The organism is Rhodanobacter sp. UC4443_H10 (genome assembly GCF_052978325.1).
Genome location: NZ_CM129668.1, coordinates 682,790 through 698,006 on the forward strand (window position 1 = coordinate 682,790; position 15,217 = coordinate 698,006).

Genomic DNA, 15,217 nt, shown 5'->3' on the forward strand with positions numbered 1-15,217 from the left:
CTCTTCAGGCCTCCAGTTGCTCGACCAGCGCCAGCCACTCGTTTTCCAGCGATTCCTTCTCGCCGCGCAGCTGCGCCTGGCGCTGGCCGATGCGCATCATTTCGCTGGTCGGGCCGTTGTAGGTGGCCGGGTCGGCCAGTTGCGCCTCCAGCGCGGCCAGCTCGGTATCGATGCTGGCGGTGCGCGTCTCGATCTTCTTCACCCGCTGGCGCGCGGCTTTTTCCTCGTCACGCTGGGCGGCAGCCTGGCGCCTGTGCTCCTCCGGCGAAACCTCCACCACCTTGGCCACCACCGGCTTGGCCGCCTTCTTGTTCGCGGCAGTGCGGGTCTTCAACCAGCGCGCGTAGTCTTCCAGGTCGCCGTCGAACGGCGCCACCTCGCCGTCGGCCACGCGCCAGAAGCTGTCGCAGACCATGCCGAGCAGATGGCGGTCGTGAGAAACCAGCACCAGCGCGCCGTCGAAATCGGCCAGCGCGTCGGCCAGCGCCTCGCGCATGTCCAGATCGAGGTGGTTGGTCGGTTCGTCCAGCAGCAGCAGGTTCGGCTTGTCCCACGCGATCAGCGCCAGCGCCAGGCGTGCGCGCTCGCCGCCGGAGAAACCGTCGACCGACTCGAACGCGCGGTCGCCGGCGAAATTCCAGGTGCCGAGAAAATCGCGCATCACCTGGGTGGCCACGCCCGGCGCCTTGTCCAGCAGATGGTCGAGCGGGCTCGACCCTTCGCGCAGGCTTTCCACCGTGTGCTGGGCGAAGTAGCCGATCTTCAAGTCCTTGTGCACCTTGCGCTCGCCGCCGAACGGTTCCAGCTCGCCGACCAGGGTCTTCACCAGGGTGGATTTGCCGGCGCCGTTCGGGCCGAGCAGGCCGATCCGTTCGCCCGCCTCGATGCTGAAGCGCACGTCGGCGAGCACGATGTTCGCCACTTCGTCCGCGTGCGTGGAAGGATCGGCCAGGTAGCCGGCGGTGATGCCTTCCAGCTGCAGCATCGAATCGGGCAGTCGCCCCGGCGCGGGAAACTGGAAGCTGAAGGGGCGCTCGGCGCGTACTGCCTCGGTGCCGGCCAGCTTCTCCAGCCGCTTCATCCGCGACTGCGCCTGCTTGGCCTTGGTCGCCTTGGCCTTGAAGCGGTCGATGAAGGACTGCAGGTGCGCGCGCTCGGCCTGCTCGCGCTCGTGCGAGATCTGCTGCTGGCGCAACTGCTCGGCGCGCAGGCGCTCGAACGCGCTGTAATTGCCGGTATAGAGCTTGGCCTTGCCGTCGTTGAGGTGCAGTGTATGGGTGATCACGCCATCGAGGAACTCGCGGTCGTGCGAGATGATCAGCAAGGTGCCCTGGTAGCGGCGCAGCCATTCTTCCAGCCACAGCACGGCGTCGAGGTCGAGGTGGTTGGTCGGCTCGTCCAGCAGCAGCAGGTCGGACGGGCACATCAGCGCACGCGCCAGGTTCAGCCGTCCGCGCCAGCCGCCGGAAAATTCCTGCACCGCGCGCTCGTGCGTTTCCGGGGGAAAGCCCAGGCCATGCAGCAGGCGGCCGGCGCGGGCGCGGCCGTCGTAGCCGTTCAGTTCCTCGATGCGGTGATGCGCCTTCGCCATCGCCTCCATGTCACCACGCTCGCCGGCTTCCGCTTCGTCGTTGATGGCGGCGGCCAGTTCCTCGTCACCGCCCAACACGTAGTCGATCGCCGCATCCGGCAGCGCCGGCGTCTCCTGCGCCACCGAGGCCAGCCGCAGCTTGCCCGACATCTCCAGCTCGCCCGCATCGCTCTCCAGCCTGCCCTGCAGTGCGGCGAACAGGCTGGATTTGCCGCAGCCGTTGCGGCCGATCACGCCAAGGCGCCAGCCGCTCTGGATCACCAGGTCGATGTCGGAAAGCAGCAAACGACTGCCGCGGCGCAAGGCGAAATGTCGAAACGAAATCATGGAATGAGCGAGTCCTGCCCGCGCAAGCGGGCACTGCAGCCGCCCATGATAACGGCGATGGCTCGCCCATGGCCGCAGCGAATGCCCAATCCATCGCAATCGCCGCGACCCGGCATGGCGTAACATTGCCGGGTCTGATACAACGACGCCGCATGCAGCCTTGTATGGAGAGGGGAGCCATGGTCAAGTTCACGAGCAGTTTGCCGATCGCCATCCTGCTGGCCGCTGCCGCCGGTCTGGCCGTGTCGCCGCAAGCCAATGCGGCGCAATCGCGCGCGCATGGCGACAGCCTGCTGATCCACCGCGTGCAGCAGGAAAGAGGCATGAACCTGCCGCGCCGCGGGTTGAGCATGGCCCAGGTCGAGAAGACCTGGGGCGCGCCGCAGCGCAAGTTGTCGCCGCGCGGCGGCGATACCAGCAAGCATCCGCAGATCAACCGCTGGGAATACTCGAACTTCATCGTGTATTTCGAACACAGCCACGTCATCCACTCGGTGCTCAACACGCCGGCGGGCAACAACACCGATCCATCCGCGGTCCACTGATCCCCTTCATCCGGACGCGGCCCGTGTCGCCACGGGCCGCGTCTGCGTTTGCCTGCGCTTTACAATAGGCGGCCCATCCGCACGAGAACCCCGCCATGACCGACTCCACCCTGCGCCTGCCGGCAGAATGGGAACCGCAGGCCGCGGTACTGATCGCGTGGCCGCATGCCGGCACGGACTGGGCCGAACGGCTGGACACGGTGGAATCCACCTACGTGGCGCTGGCCGCCGCGATCACGCGGTTCCAGTCGCTGATTGCCGTGGTCGCGGACGCCGCGCTGCGCGGGCACGTGCAGTCGCAACTGCATGGCGCCGGCGTGGACCCCGCGAAGGTCCGCTTCGTCGAGCTGCCCTACGACGACACCTGGCTGCGCGACTCCGGCCCGATCACGCTGAAGCGTGGCGACACCGGCTTCCAGCTCACTGATTTCCGCTTCACCGGCTGGGGCGGCAAGTTCGGCGCCGAACAGGACGACGCACTGGTCGCCGGCCTCGTCGACGCCGGCGTATTCGGCCATGCCGCGCACAAGCGCATCGACTGGGCGCTGGAAGGCGGCGGCATCGAGAGCGACGGCGCCGGCAGCATCCTCACCACCTGGCGCTGCCTGGTGCAACGGCATCCCGAACAGTCGCGCGAGGAGATGAGCGCGATCCTGCGTGACAGCCTGCACGCCGACCGCGTGCTGTGGCTCGACTACGGCTACCTCGAAGGCGACGACACCGACGCGCACATCGACACGCTGGCCCGTTTCGCGCCCGGGGATCGCATCGTGTTCCAGGCCTGCAACGATCCCGCCGACCCGCACCATGACGAGCTGCAACGCATGGCCGATGAACTGGCCGCCCTGCGCACCACGGACGGCCGCCCGTACCAGCTGCATCCGCTGCCGTGGGCCAAGCCCATCCTCGACGAGGGTCGCCGGCTCGCCGCGTCCTACGCGAACTACCTGATCGTCAACGGTGCCGTGCTGGTGCCCGCCTACGACGACCCTGCCGACGACCAGGCCGCGCGCATCATCGGCACCGCGCATCCGGGCCGCGAGGTAGTGCAGGTGCCCTGCCGCCCGCTGATATGGCAGAACGGCAGCCTGCACTGCATCACCATGCAACTGCCGGCCGGGATGATCTGAGCGGCTGCCTCGACCCAGGCGGGCAAAGCGCGGCGCAGGCCGGCCGTTGCCGCCCCACGCACAACCGCCACGACGCGCTTCGCTACACTAGCGTGTCACGCCACAGGCGGCAGGAACCATCATGACCCGCAAGACCCTCAAGGTCGCGCTGCTGCAGGAAACCGACCGCGGCAGCCGCGACGCCAACCTGGATGCGATCGAGACCGGCCTGCGCGAAGCCGCCGCTGCCGGCGCCGAACTGGTGCTGCTGCAGGAGCTGCACAACGGCCCCTACTTCTGCCAGCGCGAATCGGTCGAGGTGTTCGACCAGGCCGAGAGCATCCCCGGCCCCGGCACCGAGCGCATCGGCAAGATGGCTGCGGAACTGAAGCTGGTGGTGGTCGCCTCGCTGTTCGAGCGCCGCGCCGCCGGGCTGTATCACAACACCGCCGTCGTCTTCGACCGCTCGGCGGCGATCGCCGGCGTCTACCGCAAGATGCACATTCCGGACGATCCGGGCTTCTACGAGAAATTCTACTTCACGCCCGGCGACCTGGGTTTCGAGCCGATCGATACCTCGGTCGGCCGCCTGGGCGTGCTGGTGTGCTGGGACCAGTGGTATCCGGAGGCGGCGCGCCTGATGGCGCTGGCCGGCGCCGAGCTGCTGCTCTATCCCACCGCGATCGGCTGGGACCCGTCCGACGAACAAGTCGAGAAGGACCGCCAGCGCGACGCCTGGATCACCGTGCAGCGCGGCCACGCGGTGGCCAACGGCCTGCCCCTGCTCGCCTGCAACCGCACCGGTTTCGAGAGCGATCCTGCCGATGCCGCCTCGGGCATCCAGTTCTGGGGTTCGAGCTTCGTCGCCGGCCCGCAAGGCGAGTTCCTCGCCCGCGCCGGCACCGATGCCCGCGAGCTGCTGCTGGCCGACATCGACCTGGGCCGCAGCGAGAACGTGCGCCGGATCTGGCCGTTCCTGCGTGACCGCCGCATCGACGCCTACGCCGACCTGCTGAAGCGCTTCCGTGACTGAGCCTTTGCGATCATCCTTGATCGCGAAGATCAAAAAGCGGCCAGCCATGGCCGCAGTTTCAAGTTTTGGCTTGTGCCACAGGGGCGTCACCCCCATTCATGGCTTCTCTCCCCGTTGACTGGCGTGCCGTCCGCATGAGTGTTCCCGAAACCGCAGTCGCCCCGCCGGCAGCCCTCGAAGGACAGCCGCTGGAGCGCGTGCAGCGCGATGGCGTCGAGTACGTGGTGCTGGGCACCGCCCACGTCTCGCGCAGCAGCAAGGAAGCAGTCGAGGCGCTGCTGGCCAGCGAGCATTTCGACGCGGTGGCGGTGGAACTGTGCGAAAGCCGCGCGCAGGGCATGCGCGATCCGGAAGCGTTCAAGCAGATGGACCTGTTCCAGGTGATCCGCCAAGGCAAGGCCGGCATGGTCGTCGCCAGCCTGGTGCTGTCTACCTTCCAGAAGCGCCTTGCCGAGCAGTCGGGCATCCAGCCCGGCGCCGAGATGAAGGCAGCGATGGACGGCGCCGAGGCGCACGACGTGCCGCTGTGGCTGATCGACCGCGAAGTCGGCACCACGCTGAAGCGCGCCTGGCGCAGCGTGGGTTTCTGGCAACGATTCGGCCTGCTCGGCGGGCTCGCCGCCAGCATCTTCGAGCGCAACGACATCGCCGAAGACGAAGTGGAAAAGCTCAAGCAGAGCGACCTGCTGGAAAGCGCCTTCAGCGAGTTCGCCAGCGGCTCGAAGCCGCTGTATGAAAGCCTGATCGGCGAACGCGATGCCTACATGGCGGCGCGACTGCGCGAGGAAGCCGCGCACACGCCGTCGGACGAGCCCCGGCGCGTGCTGGTGGTGATCGGCGCCGGCCATCTCAAGGGCCTGTGCACGCTGCTGCGCGAGCAGCACGAAGACCCGGCGCGTACCGTTGCCGAACTGGCGCAGACCCCGCCCAAGGCACGCTGGCCGAAATGGGTCGCCGCCGGCCTGGTGCTGCTGGTGTTCGCCGCCATCGCCTGGGCATTCCACCGCAATGCGGCGCTGGGCACGCAGGCGCTGATGGCGTGGATACTGTTCACCGGCGGCTTCGCTGCCCTGGGCGCGGTGGCGGCCGGCAGTCATCCATTGAGCGTCGCCGCCGCTTTCGTCGCCGCCCCGATCAAGCCGTTCCGCCCCGGCATCCCCGCCGGCGGCATCAGCGCGATGGCCGAAGCCTGGGTGCGTCGTCCACGCGTGGCGGATTTCGACAGCCTGCGCGAAGACATCGTGCACTGGACCGGCTGGTGGAAAAACCGCGTGGCGCGCACCCTGCTCAACTTCATCCTGGTCAGCGTGGGCACGCTTATCGGCGAGTACAGTGCCGGCTTCCACATCGTCAAGAGCCTGTTCTGACCCGCGTGCTAGCATTCGCGCCGCTGCGCGCGGCGCCCTTCGCGGCGAGCACACTCCGGCCCGGGTGGCGAAACTGGTATACGCAAGGGACTTAAAATCCCTCGGCCGCAAGGCCATGCGGGTTCGACCCCCGCCCCGGGCACCAGCCACCGCCAGACAGCAAAAAGCCCGCCGATGGCGGGCTTTTTGTCGGGCTGCCGTGACAGCCGCGATGCAATGGAGGCCTAGGTCGGAATCGAACCGGCGTACGCGGATTTGCAGTCCGCTGCATGACCACTCTGCCACCAGGCCGTTGCTTGATGCACGCGATCATCGTGACACGGAGATGATCGCATATTCCCCGGAAAACAAAACCCCGGCGATCCGGGGTTCCGTGCAAATCCTGGAGCGGGAAACGAGACTCGAACTCGCGACCCCGACCTTGGCAAGGTCGTGCTCTACCAACTGAGCTATTCCCGCATCGGAGCCGCAAATGATAGCAGAACCAGATCGCTTGTGAATAGCGCCCGGCCCTCCCGCGTGCGTCCCTGCGCCGTGGCTGATGGCCGGAAACGACAAGGCCCTGAACGAGTCAGGGCCTTGCGTCGCCATGGGCGAAATCTGGAGCGGGAAACGAGACTCGAACTCGCGACCCCGACCTTGGCAAGGTCGTGCTCTACCAACTGAGCTATTCCCGCATCGGAGCCGCGCATTCTAATACGTGAAACGGTGTCGTCAAGTCGGTTTGCCCGAGGCGTCGTCGCGCAGCATCGGCCAGGCTGCGCGCAGGTAGTACAGCCCGGACCAGATGGTCAGGATGCCGGCGATCACCAGCAGTCCTTCGCCGATGTGATACAGCCGCAGCGCCGTGGCTTCCTTCTCGTGCTGCACGATGAGCACCACCAGCGCCACCATCTGCATCACGGTCTTCAGCTTGCCGATCATGGCGACTTTCACGGTGGCGCTCATGCCGATCTTGGCCATCCATTCGCGCAGCGCCGACACGCTGATCTCGCGCCCGACGATGACCGCCGCGGTCACCGCCATCAGGATGCCGGACCAGCCGCTGCTCGGATGCGACTGCACCAGCAGGAACAACGTCACCGCCACCATCAACTTGTCCGCCACCGGGTCGAGAAAGGCGCCGAATGCCGAGGTGAGCTTCATCCGCCGGGCGAGATAGCCGTCCAGCCAGTCGGTGATGGCGGCCAGGATGAACACGATGGCGGCCGTGATGTTGTGGCCACGGAACGGCAAGTAGAACACCACGACCATCACCGGCAGCAATGCCACGCGGAAAAGGGTCAGCCAGGTCGGCAAATTGATGCGCATGGTTCGTCCTGAGGATTTGTTGCAGTTTCGCACGCCGGCATGCCGCTGCCACGTGATGGTACCTGCCGGCATTCAGCCATGCAGGCTGGCATAGATTTTCTCGGCCAGGTTTCGGTCGATGCCCTTCACCTGCATCAACTCCTCGACGCCGGCTGCCTCCACGCCCTGCATGCCGCCGAAGGCCTTCAGCAGCAACGACCTCCGCCGCGCCCCGATGCCCGGGATGTCCTCCAGCACGCTGCGCTCGCGCGCTTTCTCGCGCCGCTTGCGATGGCCGCTGATGGCAAAGCGATGCGCCTCGTCGCGCACCGCCGCGACCAGGTGCAGCGCCGGCGAGGACGAGCCGGGATGCAGCTCGCGGCCCACGCTGCCCGCCTCATGTCGCGCCAGCACCAGGGTTTCCTCGCCGGCGCGGCGGCCCGGCCCCTTGGCCACGCCGACCACCTCGATGCCGTCGACACCCAGGTCGCACAACACCTCCAGCGCCTGTGCCACCTGGCCGCTGCCGCCATCGATCAGCAGCACGTCGGGACGCACGCCCTCGCCTTCGGCCACCTTGCGGAAGCGTCGGGTCAACGCCTGGTGCATGGCCGCGTAATCGTCACCGGGCGTGATGCCGGCGATGTTGAAGCGGCGGTAGTGCGATTTCTCGGGGCCTTCCGGGCCGAATACCACGCACGACGCTACCGTGAGCTCGCCCATGGTGTGGCTGATGTCGAAACATTCGATCCGGCGCGGCATGCTGTCCAGCCCCAGCACCTTCTGCAGATCGTCGAAACGCGTGCCCAGCGTCTGCCGGCTGGCCAGCCGCGCGGTAAGCGAAGCCTGGGCATTGCGCTCGGCCATCTGCAGGAACTGCGCACGATCCCCGCGCACGCTGGACTTCAGTTCCACCACATGACCGGCGTGCTGGCCCAGCACCTCGGCGAGGAGGGCCTGGTCGGGCAGCGCCATGCCCGGGATCAGCTCGCGCGGCACCGGCCGGTCCAGGTAGTACTGCGCGATGAATTGCGCCAGCACGTCCGCCGGCGTGGCGTCCAGCGGCAGCCGCGGGAAGAAATCCCGCGTCCCCAGGCTGATGCCGTTGCGGAAGAACAGCACGCTGACGCAGGCCATGCCGGCCTCGATGCGACAGGCGAGCACGTCCATGTCGGCGCTTGCCCCGCGCACGTGGTGCTGCGCCTGCAGCTGGCGCAGCGCGGCGACCTGGTCGCGCAGTTTCGCGGCACGCTCGAACTGAAGCGACTGGCTGGCCTGCTCCATCGCCGTGGCCAGTTCGTCGATCACCGCGTTGCTGCGCCCCTCCAGGAACATCTCGGCATGGCGTACGTCCTCGCGATAATCCTCGACGCTGATCAGTCCCACGCACGGCGCACTGCAGCGGCCGATCTGGTACAGCAGGCACGGGCGCGTGCGGTTGCGGAAGTAGCTGTCCTCGCACTGGCGCACCTTGAACAGCTTCTGCATCAGGTTGAGGCTTTCGCGCACCGCATGGGCGCTGGGGTACGGCCCGAAATAGCGACCCGGCAGGTTCTTTGCGCCGCGGTGGAAGGCCAGCCGCGGATAGTCCTCGCCGCTGGAGAGGTAGATGTAGGGATAGCTCTTGTCGTCGCGCAGCAGGATGTTGTAGCGCGGCTTGAGCGACTTGATCAGCTGCGATTCCAGCAGCAGCGCCTCGCCCTCGGTACGCGTCACCGTGATCTCGACGCGGGCGATCTGCGCCACCATCGCGGCGATGCGCGCCTCTGTCGGCGGCTTCAGGAAATAGCTGCCGACGCGCTTCTTCAGGTTGCCGGCCTTGCCCACGTAGAGCAACTCGCCGGCCGCGTCGAAGTGGCGGTAGACGCCCGGCGAAGTGGCGAGCGTACGGACGAAGGCCTTGCCGTCGAAGGGGGGCGGTTGCGGGGACTGCATGGAGGGATTCTAGCGGCAGCGGATGGCGACGTTCCCGATATGGAGCCTCACCGGTGCGAGCGCAACCACAGCTCGGCGCGTTCCAGATCCGCCTCGGTGTCGATGCCCGGGGGAAACGGCTCGGGCGTCAGCCGCACGGCGATCGCGTGGCCGTGTTCGAGCACGCGCAACTGCTCCAGCGATTCGGTCTGTTCCAGCGGGGTGCGCGGCAACTGCGTGTAGCGACGCAGGAACCCGGCCCGATAGGCATAGATGCCGATGTGGCGCAGGAACGGCGTGCCGGACGGCAGCGTGTGCCGATCCGTCGCGAACGCATCGCGCGCCCACGGCATCGGCGCACGGCTGAAATACAGCGCGCGCCCGTTGCCGGTGCGCACCAGTTTCACGACGTTCGGGTCGAACAGCTCCTTGGCGTCGATGATCGGCGTGGCCAGTGTGGCCATCGGCGCATCGTCACCGGCCAGCGCCTGGGCGACGGCGCGGATGCCGGCGGCCGGCGCGAACGGTTCGTCGCCTTGCAGGTTGACCACGATGCTGTCGTCGGCCCAGCCAAGCTGCTCCGCGCACTCGGCCAGCCGGTCGCTGCCGGAGGCGTGGTCGCGGCGGGTCATGCAGATCTGCACCTCGCGCTGGCCGGCCAGCGCCTCGGCGATGCGCTCGTCGTCCACCGCCACCACCACGCAGCTGGCGCCGGCTTGCAGTGCGCGCTGCGCCACGCGCACGACCATCGGCACCCCGCCGATGTCACGCAGGGGCTTGCCCGGCAGCCGGGTCGAGCCATGCCGGGCCGGGATGGCCACGATGAACGGAGATGAGGCGAGCGGCATGGGTCAGTTCCGGGGTGCGCGCCAATGCGCGCGCCCACGATACAACGAGTGTCGCGACGGGTTCAGCACATCTCGCGCAGGGCGAACCCGCAGCCATTGGCCAGCGCGCGAAAGCCCGGGAACGAGGTGGCCACGTGGCGGCAGTCGTTGATCCGCACCGGCCCGGTCGCGCGCAAGCCGGCCACCGCAAAGCTCATCGCGATGCGATGGTCGGTGAGGCTTTCCACCGTGCCGGCGCCGATCGGGCCGCCGTCGATGACCGCGCCATCCGGGGTCTCCTCGATCGCCACATCCAGCGCGCGCATGCCCGTCGCCATGGTGGCGATGCGGTCGGATTCCTTCACCCGCAACTCGGCCGCGCCGCGGACCACCGTGCGTCCCGACGCCGCGGCAGCAGCGATGAACAGGATGGGGAGTTCGTCGATCATGTCCGGCACCAGCGCGACGGGCAACTCGATGCCATGCAACGGCGCATGGCGGACCACCAGATCGCCCACCGGCTCTCCGCCGGCCTCGCGTTCCTGCTCCACCACGATGTCTGCGCCCATCAGGCGCAGTGCCTGCAGCAAGCCGGTGCGGCGTGGATTGAGGCCTATCCCCGGCAGGCGCAGCTGCGAACCCGGCACGATGCTGGCGGCAACCAGGAAGAATGCCGCCGACGAGAAGTCCGCCGGCACCTCGACGTCGACCGCACGCAAGGCGTGGCCACCGTCGAGCCGGACACGACCCGGCGTGAACTCGATCGGCCACCCGAACGCGGCCAGCATGCGTTCGGTGTAGTCGCGGGTCGGGTGCGGTTCGAGAATCTCGCTCGTGCCTTGCGCATACAGGCCGGCCAGCAGCAGGGCGGACTTCACCTGGGCGCTGGCCACCGGCAACTCGTAGCGGATGCCGCGCAGGGTGTTGCCGCCGTGAAGCCGCAGGGGCGGCAGGCCGTCCTGGCTGTCGATGCGCGCACCCATCCGTGTCAGCGGGTCGGTCACCCGGCGCATCGGTCGCTTCGACAGCGAAGCATCGCCCACCAGCACGCTGTCGAACGCCTGCCCCGCGAGCAAGCCAGCGAGCAGACGCATGCCGGTACCGGCATTGCCGCAGTCCAGCGGCTGCGTGGCGGCATGCAGGCCGTGCAGGCCGACGCCGTGAATGACGCGTTCACCCTCCGTCGGGATTTCGATGCGCACGCCGAGCTGGGCCAGTACCGCGGCCGTGGCGCGCGTGTCCTCACCCTCGAGAAAGCCGCGAATATGCGAACGCCCCTCGGCGATGGCCGCCAGCATCAGCGCCCGATGCGAGATCGACTTGTCGCCCGGCACGGCGACGCTGCCGTGCAAGGGGCCACCTGCGCCGCTGAGCCAGTCCAGCCGTGCGCTCAAGGCAAGGCCACCGGGTAGGAGCCGAGCACGCGGATCGACGCGGCCGACTCGCCGATGTCGCGCACGGCGGCCTGCAGCGCATCGTCGTCAATGTGGCCGGACACATCGATGAAGAATGCGTACTGCCACTTGCCAGTGTGCGCCGGGCGCGACTCGATCCGGTTCAGGCTGATGCCATGCTTCGCGAACGGGCTGAGCACGTCGTACAGTGCGCCCGGCTTGTCGTTGACCGTGACCAGCAGCGAGGTGCGGTCGTTGCCCGAAGGCGGGAACAGCGTGCGGCCGATCACCAGGAAGCGCGTGGTGTTGTCGGCGCGGTCCTCAATGCCCTGCGCCACCGTCTTCAGCCGATAGACCTTGCCTGCGCTTTCGCCGGCGATCGCCGCGACGTCATCGGCATGCAACGCCAGCCGAGCCGCCTCGGCATTGCTCGACACCGCGATGCACTCGACGTCGGGCAGGTTGATCCGCAACCAGGTTTTGCACTGCTGCAGCGACTGAGCATGTGCGTAGATGCGATGCACGTCTTCCAGCCTGCCGCTGCGCGAGTGCAGGCACTGGTGCACGCGCAGCTCGATCTCGCCGCAGATGGTGGCCTCGGAAGTGAGGAACATGTCCAGCGTCACCTGGATCATGCCCTGCCCCGAGTTCTCCACCGGCACTACGCCGAAATCGGCGTGCCCGGCGGCGACCTCCTGGAACACTTCCTCGATGCTGCCCAGCGGCAGGCCGTAGGCGGCATGGCCGAAATGCTTGCGCACGGCCTGTTCGCTGAAGGTGCCCTCCGGGCCGAGGAAGCCGATCTTCAACGGGTCTTCCTGCGCCAGGCAGGAGGACATGATCTCGCGGAACAGGCGCACCATCTCGGCATCGGACAGCGGCCCCTGGTTGCGGTCCACCACCATGCGCAGCACGTGCGCCTCGCGCTCGGGGCGGTAGTAGTCGATCGCCGAAAGCCCCTCGCCCTTCACCTTCGCCACCGTGCGGGCATGGTTGGCGCGCTCGGAGATGAGCTGCTGGATCTGCCGGTCGATGCTGTCGATGCGCTCGCGCATCTCGCTAAGCGGAGTCTTGGGGTCGTTCATGCCTTGGCCGTCTGGATGGAAAGAAGTCCATTTGCACGCGAGCATCCCATGCTCCGCGAATGATGTTCAACCATGGCGCGTGGCGAAGTCGCGCATGAAAGCGACCAGCGCCTCGACCGCCTCCAGCGGCACGGCGTTGTACAGCGATGCGCGCATCCCGCCCACTGCCTTGTGCCCCTTCAGCGCAAGCAGCCCGGCGGCCTCGGACTCCTGCAGGAATGGCGCATCCAGCGCACTGTCATGCAGGGTGAATGGCACGTTCATGCGCGAACGCGCGGCCGGCTCCACCGGGTTGCGGTAGTAGCCGCCGGAGCCGTCGATGCTCGTGTACAGCAAGTCGGCCTTGGCGCGGTTGGCTGCACCCATCGCGGCCAGCCCACCCTGCGCCAGCAGCCACTGGAAAGTGAGCCCGGCAAGATACCAGCCCCAGGTGTTCGGGGTGTTCAACATCGAGTCGGCCGCGGCATGGTCGGCATAGCGGAAGATCCGCGCCATCGGCCGGCCCGCTCGTTGGAGCAGGTCGCGACGGATGATCATCAGCACCAGTCCGGACGGGCCGATGTTCTTCTGCGCGCCGGCATAGACCAGGCCGAATCGGCGCACGTCCAGTGGCGCGGACAGGATGTTGGAGGACATGTCCGCGACCAATGGCACCTCGCCTGTCTCGGGCACGTCGGGGAACTCCACGCCGTGGATGGTTTCGTTCGGCGTGTAGTGCACATAGGCGGCGCGCGGATCGAGCTGCCAGCTTTCGCGCGGCGGCAGCTGCCGATAGCCGGCGGCCTTCGCGCTGGCGGCCACGTTGACCCGCACGTACGGCGCTGCCTCGCTGATCGCCTTGGTACTCCAGTGGCCGCTGTCGATGTAGTCGGCGCTTTCGCCCTCGCCCGCCAGGTTCATGGGGATCTGGGCGAACTGCTGCGTCGCGCCGCCCTGCAGAAACAGCACGGCATGGTCAGCAGGGATACCCACCAGCGCGCGCAAGTCCGCTTCGGCCTGCGCGGCCATGGCGATGAAGCGCTTGCCGCGATGGGACTGCTCCATCACCGAAGCGCCGCTGCCCTGCCAGTCGGTCAGCTCGTCGCGGGCGCGTTCGAGCACGGCCAGCGGCAGCGCGGCGGGACCGGCACTGAAATTCCAGACTCTGCTCACGGGGTTTCCTGCGGCGTCGAGGTTGTTCCGCATTATGCCGCGGCGCAACATGCTTTCGTCAACCAGTGCTCAGAAGCGCACCAGCAGCACCAAGGCGATGGCCAGCGCCAGCGCGGCAGCCGTGGCGATCAGCCACCACACCTCGCCGGAAGGCCCGGCCGCTGCCTCGGGCAAGGGCGCCGCCCGCGGCGCGGATTCGACCGGTTCCGGTTCGGGTTCCATGCCGGGAGCCTCGAGTACGAAGCGGTGCATCGCCACGCCAATCTGGTCGCCGTCCTGCAGCGCCACGCATTGCGTCGCGACGCCGTTCACCCGCAACGGATGCCGCGCCGAGGGCAGGGTCGACTCCAGCATCAGCCGGCCCTCCTGCCAGCCGATGCGCAAGCCCACCGCCTCGCCCGCCGACAGGCCCGGCAGGCAACGGCCGGCGGGACCGAACTCGAGCCCATCCTGCACTGGCAGCAGCCGCCCGGACAGCGGTCCGGCGACCGCGCGCAGCGCCACGATGCAGCGTTCGTGCGCCGGGACCTGACGCGGCTCACGCAGCGCGGGATCGTCGTCGTCGCGCAGCAACATGCGGCAATCGCCGATGCTGACGACGTCGCCCGGACGCACCAGCGCACGCTCGCGCACGGGCCTGGCGTTGACGTAGATGCGGTCGGCCGAGGGCAGCACCTGGAGCACCCAGCCGCGACGATCCTGCTCGATGCGAACGTGCCGCGCGGCCGCCTGGCCGGCGGCCAGCACCAGGTCATTGGCGGCGTCGCTGCCGATGCATAGTCGCGCCTGCGTCCAGCGGAAATCCTCGCGAGCGGCATTGGGAAATTCGATGCGCATGGCGTGCCAGGTCGATCAATCGCGAGACTCTACCATGCGCCTGCATCGCAGTAAGATGGCCGCTTTGCCGGAAGCATGCCATGCCGAGCATCCATATTCGCCGCGCCCACCAGTTGTCGATCGCCGAGGCCCGCGCCCGCGTCGAACAGGTGGCCGCGCGCATGCACGAGAAGTTCGGCCTGGCCGGCGACTGGCAAGGCGACACCCTGGGTTTCTCGCGCCCCGGTGTCACCGGTTCCATTGCCGTGGAGCGCGAGGCAATCGACGTGCAGGCGAGGCTGGGCATGATGCTGACGCCGCTGACCGGCATGATCGAACAGGAGATCCGGCGCAAGCTGGAGGAGCTGTTTGCCTGAACTTGCGACGGCCTTGATGATTCTTTAACCACGCCGCCATTCGTGGCATAATCGACGGCTTACGCAGCCATCTCGGCTGCGCGTGAAGCCCGGGACATATGGCCAAAGACGACGTCATCGAAATGGAAGGCACGGTCCAGGAGACCCTGCCCAACACCATGTTCCGCGTGCAGCTGGAGAACGGTCACGTGGTGATCGCGCACATCTCCGGGCGCATGCGCAAGCACTACATCCGTATCCTCACGGGCGACAAGGTCAAGATCGAGATGACCCCGTACGACCTGAGCAAAGGACGCATCACCTACCGCATGAAGTAGGCGGCCCCGACGGGATCGACGTACCGATATGACAAAAGCGGCGCATGGCGCCGCTTTTGCGTTGTGGAGCCAG

14 protein-coding genes and 4 tRNA genes are annotated in these 15,217 nt (G+C 67.7%); 7 read left to right on the forward strand and 11 right to left on the reverse strand.

From position 1 onward, the window contains the following. Positions 1-4: 4 nt before the first annotated feature. Positions 5-1,918: an ABC-F family ATP-binding cassette domain-containing protein gene (locus ACVCMB_RS03125; protein WP_447106124.1), complete on the reverse strand. Its 1,914-nt coding sequence runs from the start codon at positions 1,916-1,918 to the stop codon at positions 5-7. A gap of 179 nt (positions 1,919-2,097) precedes the next feature. Between ACVCMB_RS03125 and ACVCMB_RS03130 the strand changes: the two genes are divergently transcribed. The 5 genes from ACVCMB_RS03130 to ACVCMB_RS03150 all read left to right on the forward strand — a co-directional run bounded on the left by ACVCMB_RS03130 (position 2,098) and on the right by ACVCMB_RS03150 (position 6,117). Beyond that, a complete protein-coding gene (locus tag ACVCMB_RS03130) occupies positions 2,098-2,463 on the forward strand; it encodes a hypothetical protein (protein ID WP_395118540.1) in 366 nt (121 codons plus the stop codon). Positions 2,464-2,558: 95 nt separating this feature from the next. After that, a complete protein-coding gene (locus ACVCMB_RS03135) occupies positions 2,559-3,593 on the forward strand; it encodes an agmatine deiminase family protein (protein WP_447106125.1) in 1,035 nt (344 codons plus the stop codon). A gap of 121 nt (positions 3,594-3,714) precedes the next feature. Then, positions 3,715-4,605 (forward strand): carbon-nitrogen hydrolase, encoded by an 891-nt coding sequence (locus ACVCMB_RS03140; protein WP_447106126.1) that lies wholly within the window; start codon positions 3,715-3,717, stop codon positions 4,603-4,605. A 134-nt stretch (positions 4,606-4,739) separates the two neighbouring features. Next, positions 4,740-5,972, forward strand: a complete 1,233-nt coding sequence (locus ACVCMB_RS03145) for a TraB/GumN family protein (RefSeq protein ID WP_395118546.1) — start codon at positions 4,740-4,742, stop codon at positions 5,970-5,972. A gap of 58 nt (positions 5,973-6,030) precedes the next feature. Then, a tRNA-Leu gene (locus ACVCMB_RS03150) sits at positions 6,031-6,117 on the forward strand. A gap of 72 nt (positions 6,118-6,189) precedes the next feature. Here ACVCMB_RS03150 and ACVCMB_RS03155 read toward each other — a convergent pair. The 10 genes from ACVCMB_RS03155 to ACVCMB_RS03200 all read right to left on the reverse strand — a co-directional run bounded on the left by ACVCMB_RS03155 (position 6,190) and on the right by ACVCMB_RS03200 (position 14,471). Continuing rightward, a tRNA-Cys gene (locus tag ACVCMB_RS03155) sits at positions 6,190-6,263 on the reverse strand. 92 nt (positions 6,264-6,355) lie between these two features. Next, positions 6,356-6,431 (reverse strand) — tRNA-Gly (locus ACVCMB_RS03160). A gap of 142 nt (positions 6,432-6,573) precedes the next feature. After that, positions 6,574-6,649, reverse strand: a tRNA-Gly gene (locus ACVCMB_RS03165). A 37-nt stretch (positions 6,650-6,686) separates the two neighbouring features. After that, positions 6,687-7,283 carry a CDP-diacylglycerol--glycerol-3-phosphate 3-phosphatidyltransferase gene (gene pgsA / locus ACVCMB_RS03170; RefSeq protein ID WP_395118548.1) on the reverse strand — a complete coding sequence of 199 codons (597 nt, stop codon included), beginning with the start codon at positions 7,281-7,283 and terminating at the stop codon, positions 6,687-6,689. Positions 7,284-7,355: 72 nt separating this feature from the next. Continuing rightward, positions 7,356-9,197, reverse strand: coding sequence for an excinuclease ABC subunit UvrC (uvrC, locus tag ACVCMB_RS03175; RefSeq protein WP_447106127.1), 1,842 nt, complete (start codon positions 9,195-9,197; stop codon positions 7,356-7,358). A gap of 47 nt (positions 9,198-9,244) precedes the next feature. After that, positions 9,245-10,024 (reverse strand): 3-deoxy-manno-octulosonate cytidylyltransferase, encoded by a 780-nt coding sequence (gene kdsB / locus ACVCMB_RS03180; protein WP_447106128.1) that lies wholly within the window; start codon positions 10,022-10,024, stop codon positions 9,245-9,247. 62 nt (positions 10,025-10,086) lie between these two features. Next, positions 10,087-11,397, reverse strand: coding sequence for a 3-phosphoshikimate 1-carboxyvinyltransferase (gene aroA / locus ACVCMB_RS03185; RefSeq protein ID WP_447106129.1), 1,311 nt, complete (start codon positions 11,395-11,397; stop codon positions 10,087-10,089). After that, positions 11,394-12,482 (reverse strand): prephenate dehydratase, encoded by a 1,089-nt coding sequence (gene pheA / locus ACVCMB_RS03190; RefSeq protein WP_395118556.1) that lies wholly within the window; start codon positions 12,480-12,482, stop codon positions 11,394-11,396. Before pheA ends, aroA begins: the two co-directional genes overlap by 4 nt. Positions 12,483-12,548: 66 nt before the next feature. Beyond that, positions 12,549-13,634 (reverse strand): 3-phosphoserine/phosphohydroxythreonine transaminase, encoded by a 1,086-nt coding sequence (gene serC / locus ACVCMB_RS03195; RefSeq protein WP_447106130.1) that lies wholly within the window; start codon positions 13,632-13,634, stop codon positions 12,549-12,551. Positions 13,635-13,703: 69 nt separating this feature from the next. Continuing rightward, positions 13,704-14,471, reverse strand: a complete 768-nt coding sequence (locus ACVCMB_RS03200) for an FHA domain-containing protein (protein WP_447106131.1) — start codon at positions 14,469-14,471, stop codon at positions 13,704-13,706. Positions 14,472-14,551: 80 nt separating this feature from the next. On the opposite strand from ACVCMB_RS03200, the gene ACVCMB_RS03205 reads away from it, so the two are divergent. Together ACVCMB_RS03205 and infA are read left to right on the forward strand one after the other, a co-directional pair. Further along, the gene (locus ACVCMB_RS03205) at positions 14,552-14,827 is read left to right on the forward strand and encodes a polyhydroxyalkanoic acid system family protein (protein WP_395118562.1); all 276 of its coding nucleotides are present in this window, start codon (positions 14,552-14,554) and stop codon (positions 14,825-14,827) included. 98 nt (positions 14,828-14,925) lie between these two features. Next, entirely contained in the window at positions 14,926-15,144 is a 219-nt protein-coding gene (gene infA / locus ACVCMB_RS03210) for a translation initiation factor IF-1 (protein WP_007081871.1), read from the forward strand. Positions 15,145-15,217 lie beyond the last annotated feature (73 nt).

Excerpts from the sequence above, each read along its gene's own strand:
- ACVCMB_RS03135 (WP_447106125.1), top strand. The coding sequence starts at position 2,559 with ATGACCGACTCCACCCTGCGCCTGCCGGCAGAATGGGAACCGCAGGCC.
- uvrC (WP_447106127.1), bottom strand. The coding sequence starts at position 9,197 with ATGCAGTCCCCGCAACCGCCCCCCTTCGACGGCAAGGCCTTCGTCCGT.
- infA (WP_007081871.1), top strand. The coding sequence starts at position 14,926 with ATGGCCAAAGACGACGTCATCGAAATGGAAGGCACGGTCCAGGAGACC.
- ACVCMB_RS03200 (WP_447106131.1), bottom strand. The coding sequence starts at position 14,471 with ATGCGCATCGAATTTCCCAATGCCGCTCGCGAGGATTTCCGCTGGACG.
- ACVCMB_RS03125 (WP_447106124.1), bottom strand. The coding sequence starts at position 1,918 with ATGATTTCGTTTCGACATTTCGCCTTGCGCCGCGGCAGTCGTTTGCTG.
- ACVCMB_RS03140 (WP_447106126.1), top strand. The coding sequence starts at position 3,715 with ATGACCCGCAAGACCCTCAAGGTCGCGCTGCTGCAGGAAACCGACCGC.
- pheA (WP_395118556.1), bottom strand. The coding sequence starts at position 12,482 with ATGAACGACCCCAAGACTCCGCTTAGCGAGATGCGCGAGCGCATCGAC.
- kdsB (WP_447106128.1), bottom strand. The coding sequence starts at position 10,024 with ATGCCGCTCGCCTCATCTCCGTTCATCGTGGCCATCCCGGCCCGGCAT.
- ACVCMB_RS03205 (WP_395118562.1), top strand. The coding sequence starts at position 14,552 with ATGCCGAGCATCCATATTCGCCGCGCCCACCAGTTGTCGATCGCCGAG.
- ACVCMB_RS03130 (WP_395118540.1), top strand. The coding sequence starts at position 2,098 with ATGGTCAAGTTCACGAGCAGTTTGCCGATCGCCATCCTGCTGGCCGCT.
- ACVCMB_RS03145 (WP_395118546.1), top strand. The coding sequence starts at position 4,740 with ATGAGTGTTCCCGAAACCGCAGTCGCCCCGCCGGCAGCCCTCGAAGGA.
- pgsA (WP_395118548.1), bottom strand. The coding sequence starts at position 7,283 with ATGCGCATCAATTTGCCGACCTGGCTGACCCTTTTCCGCGTGGCATTG.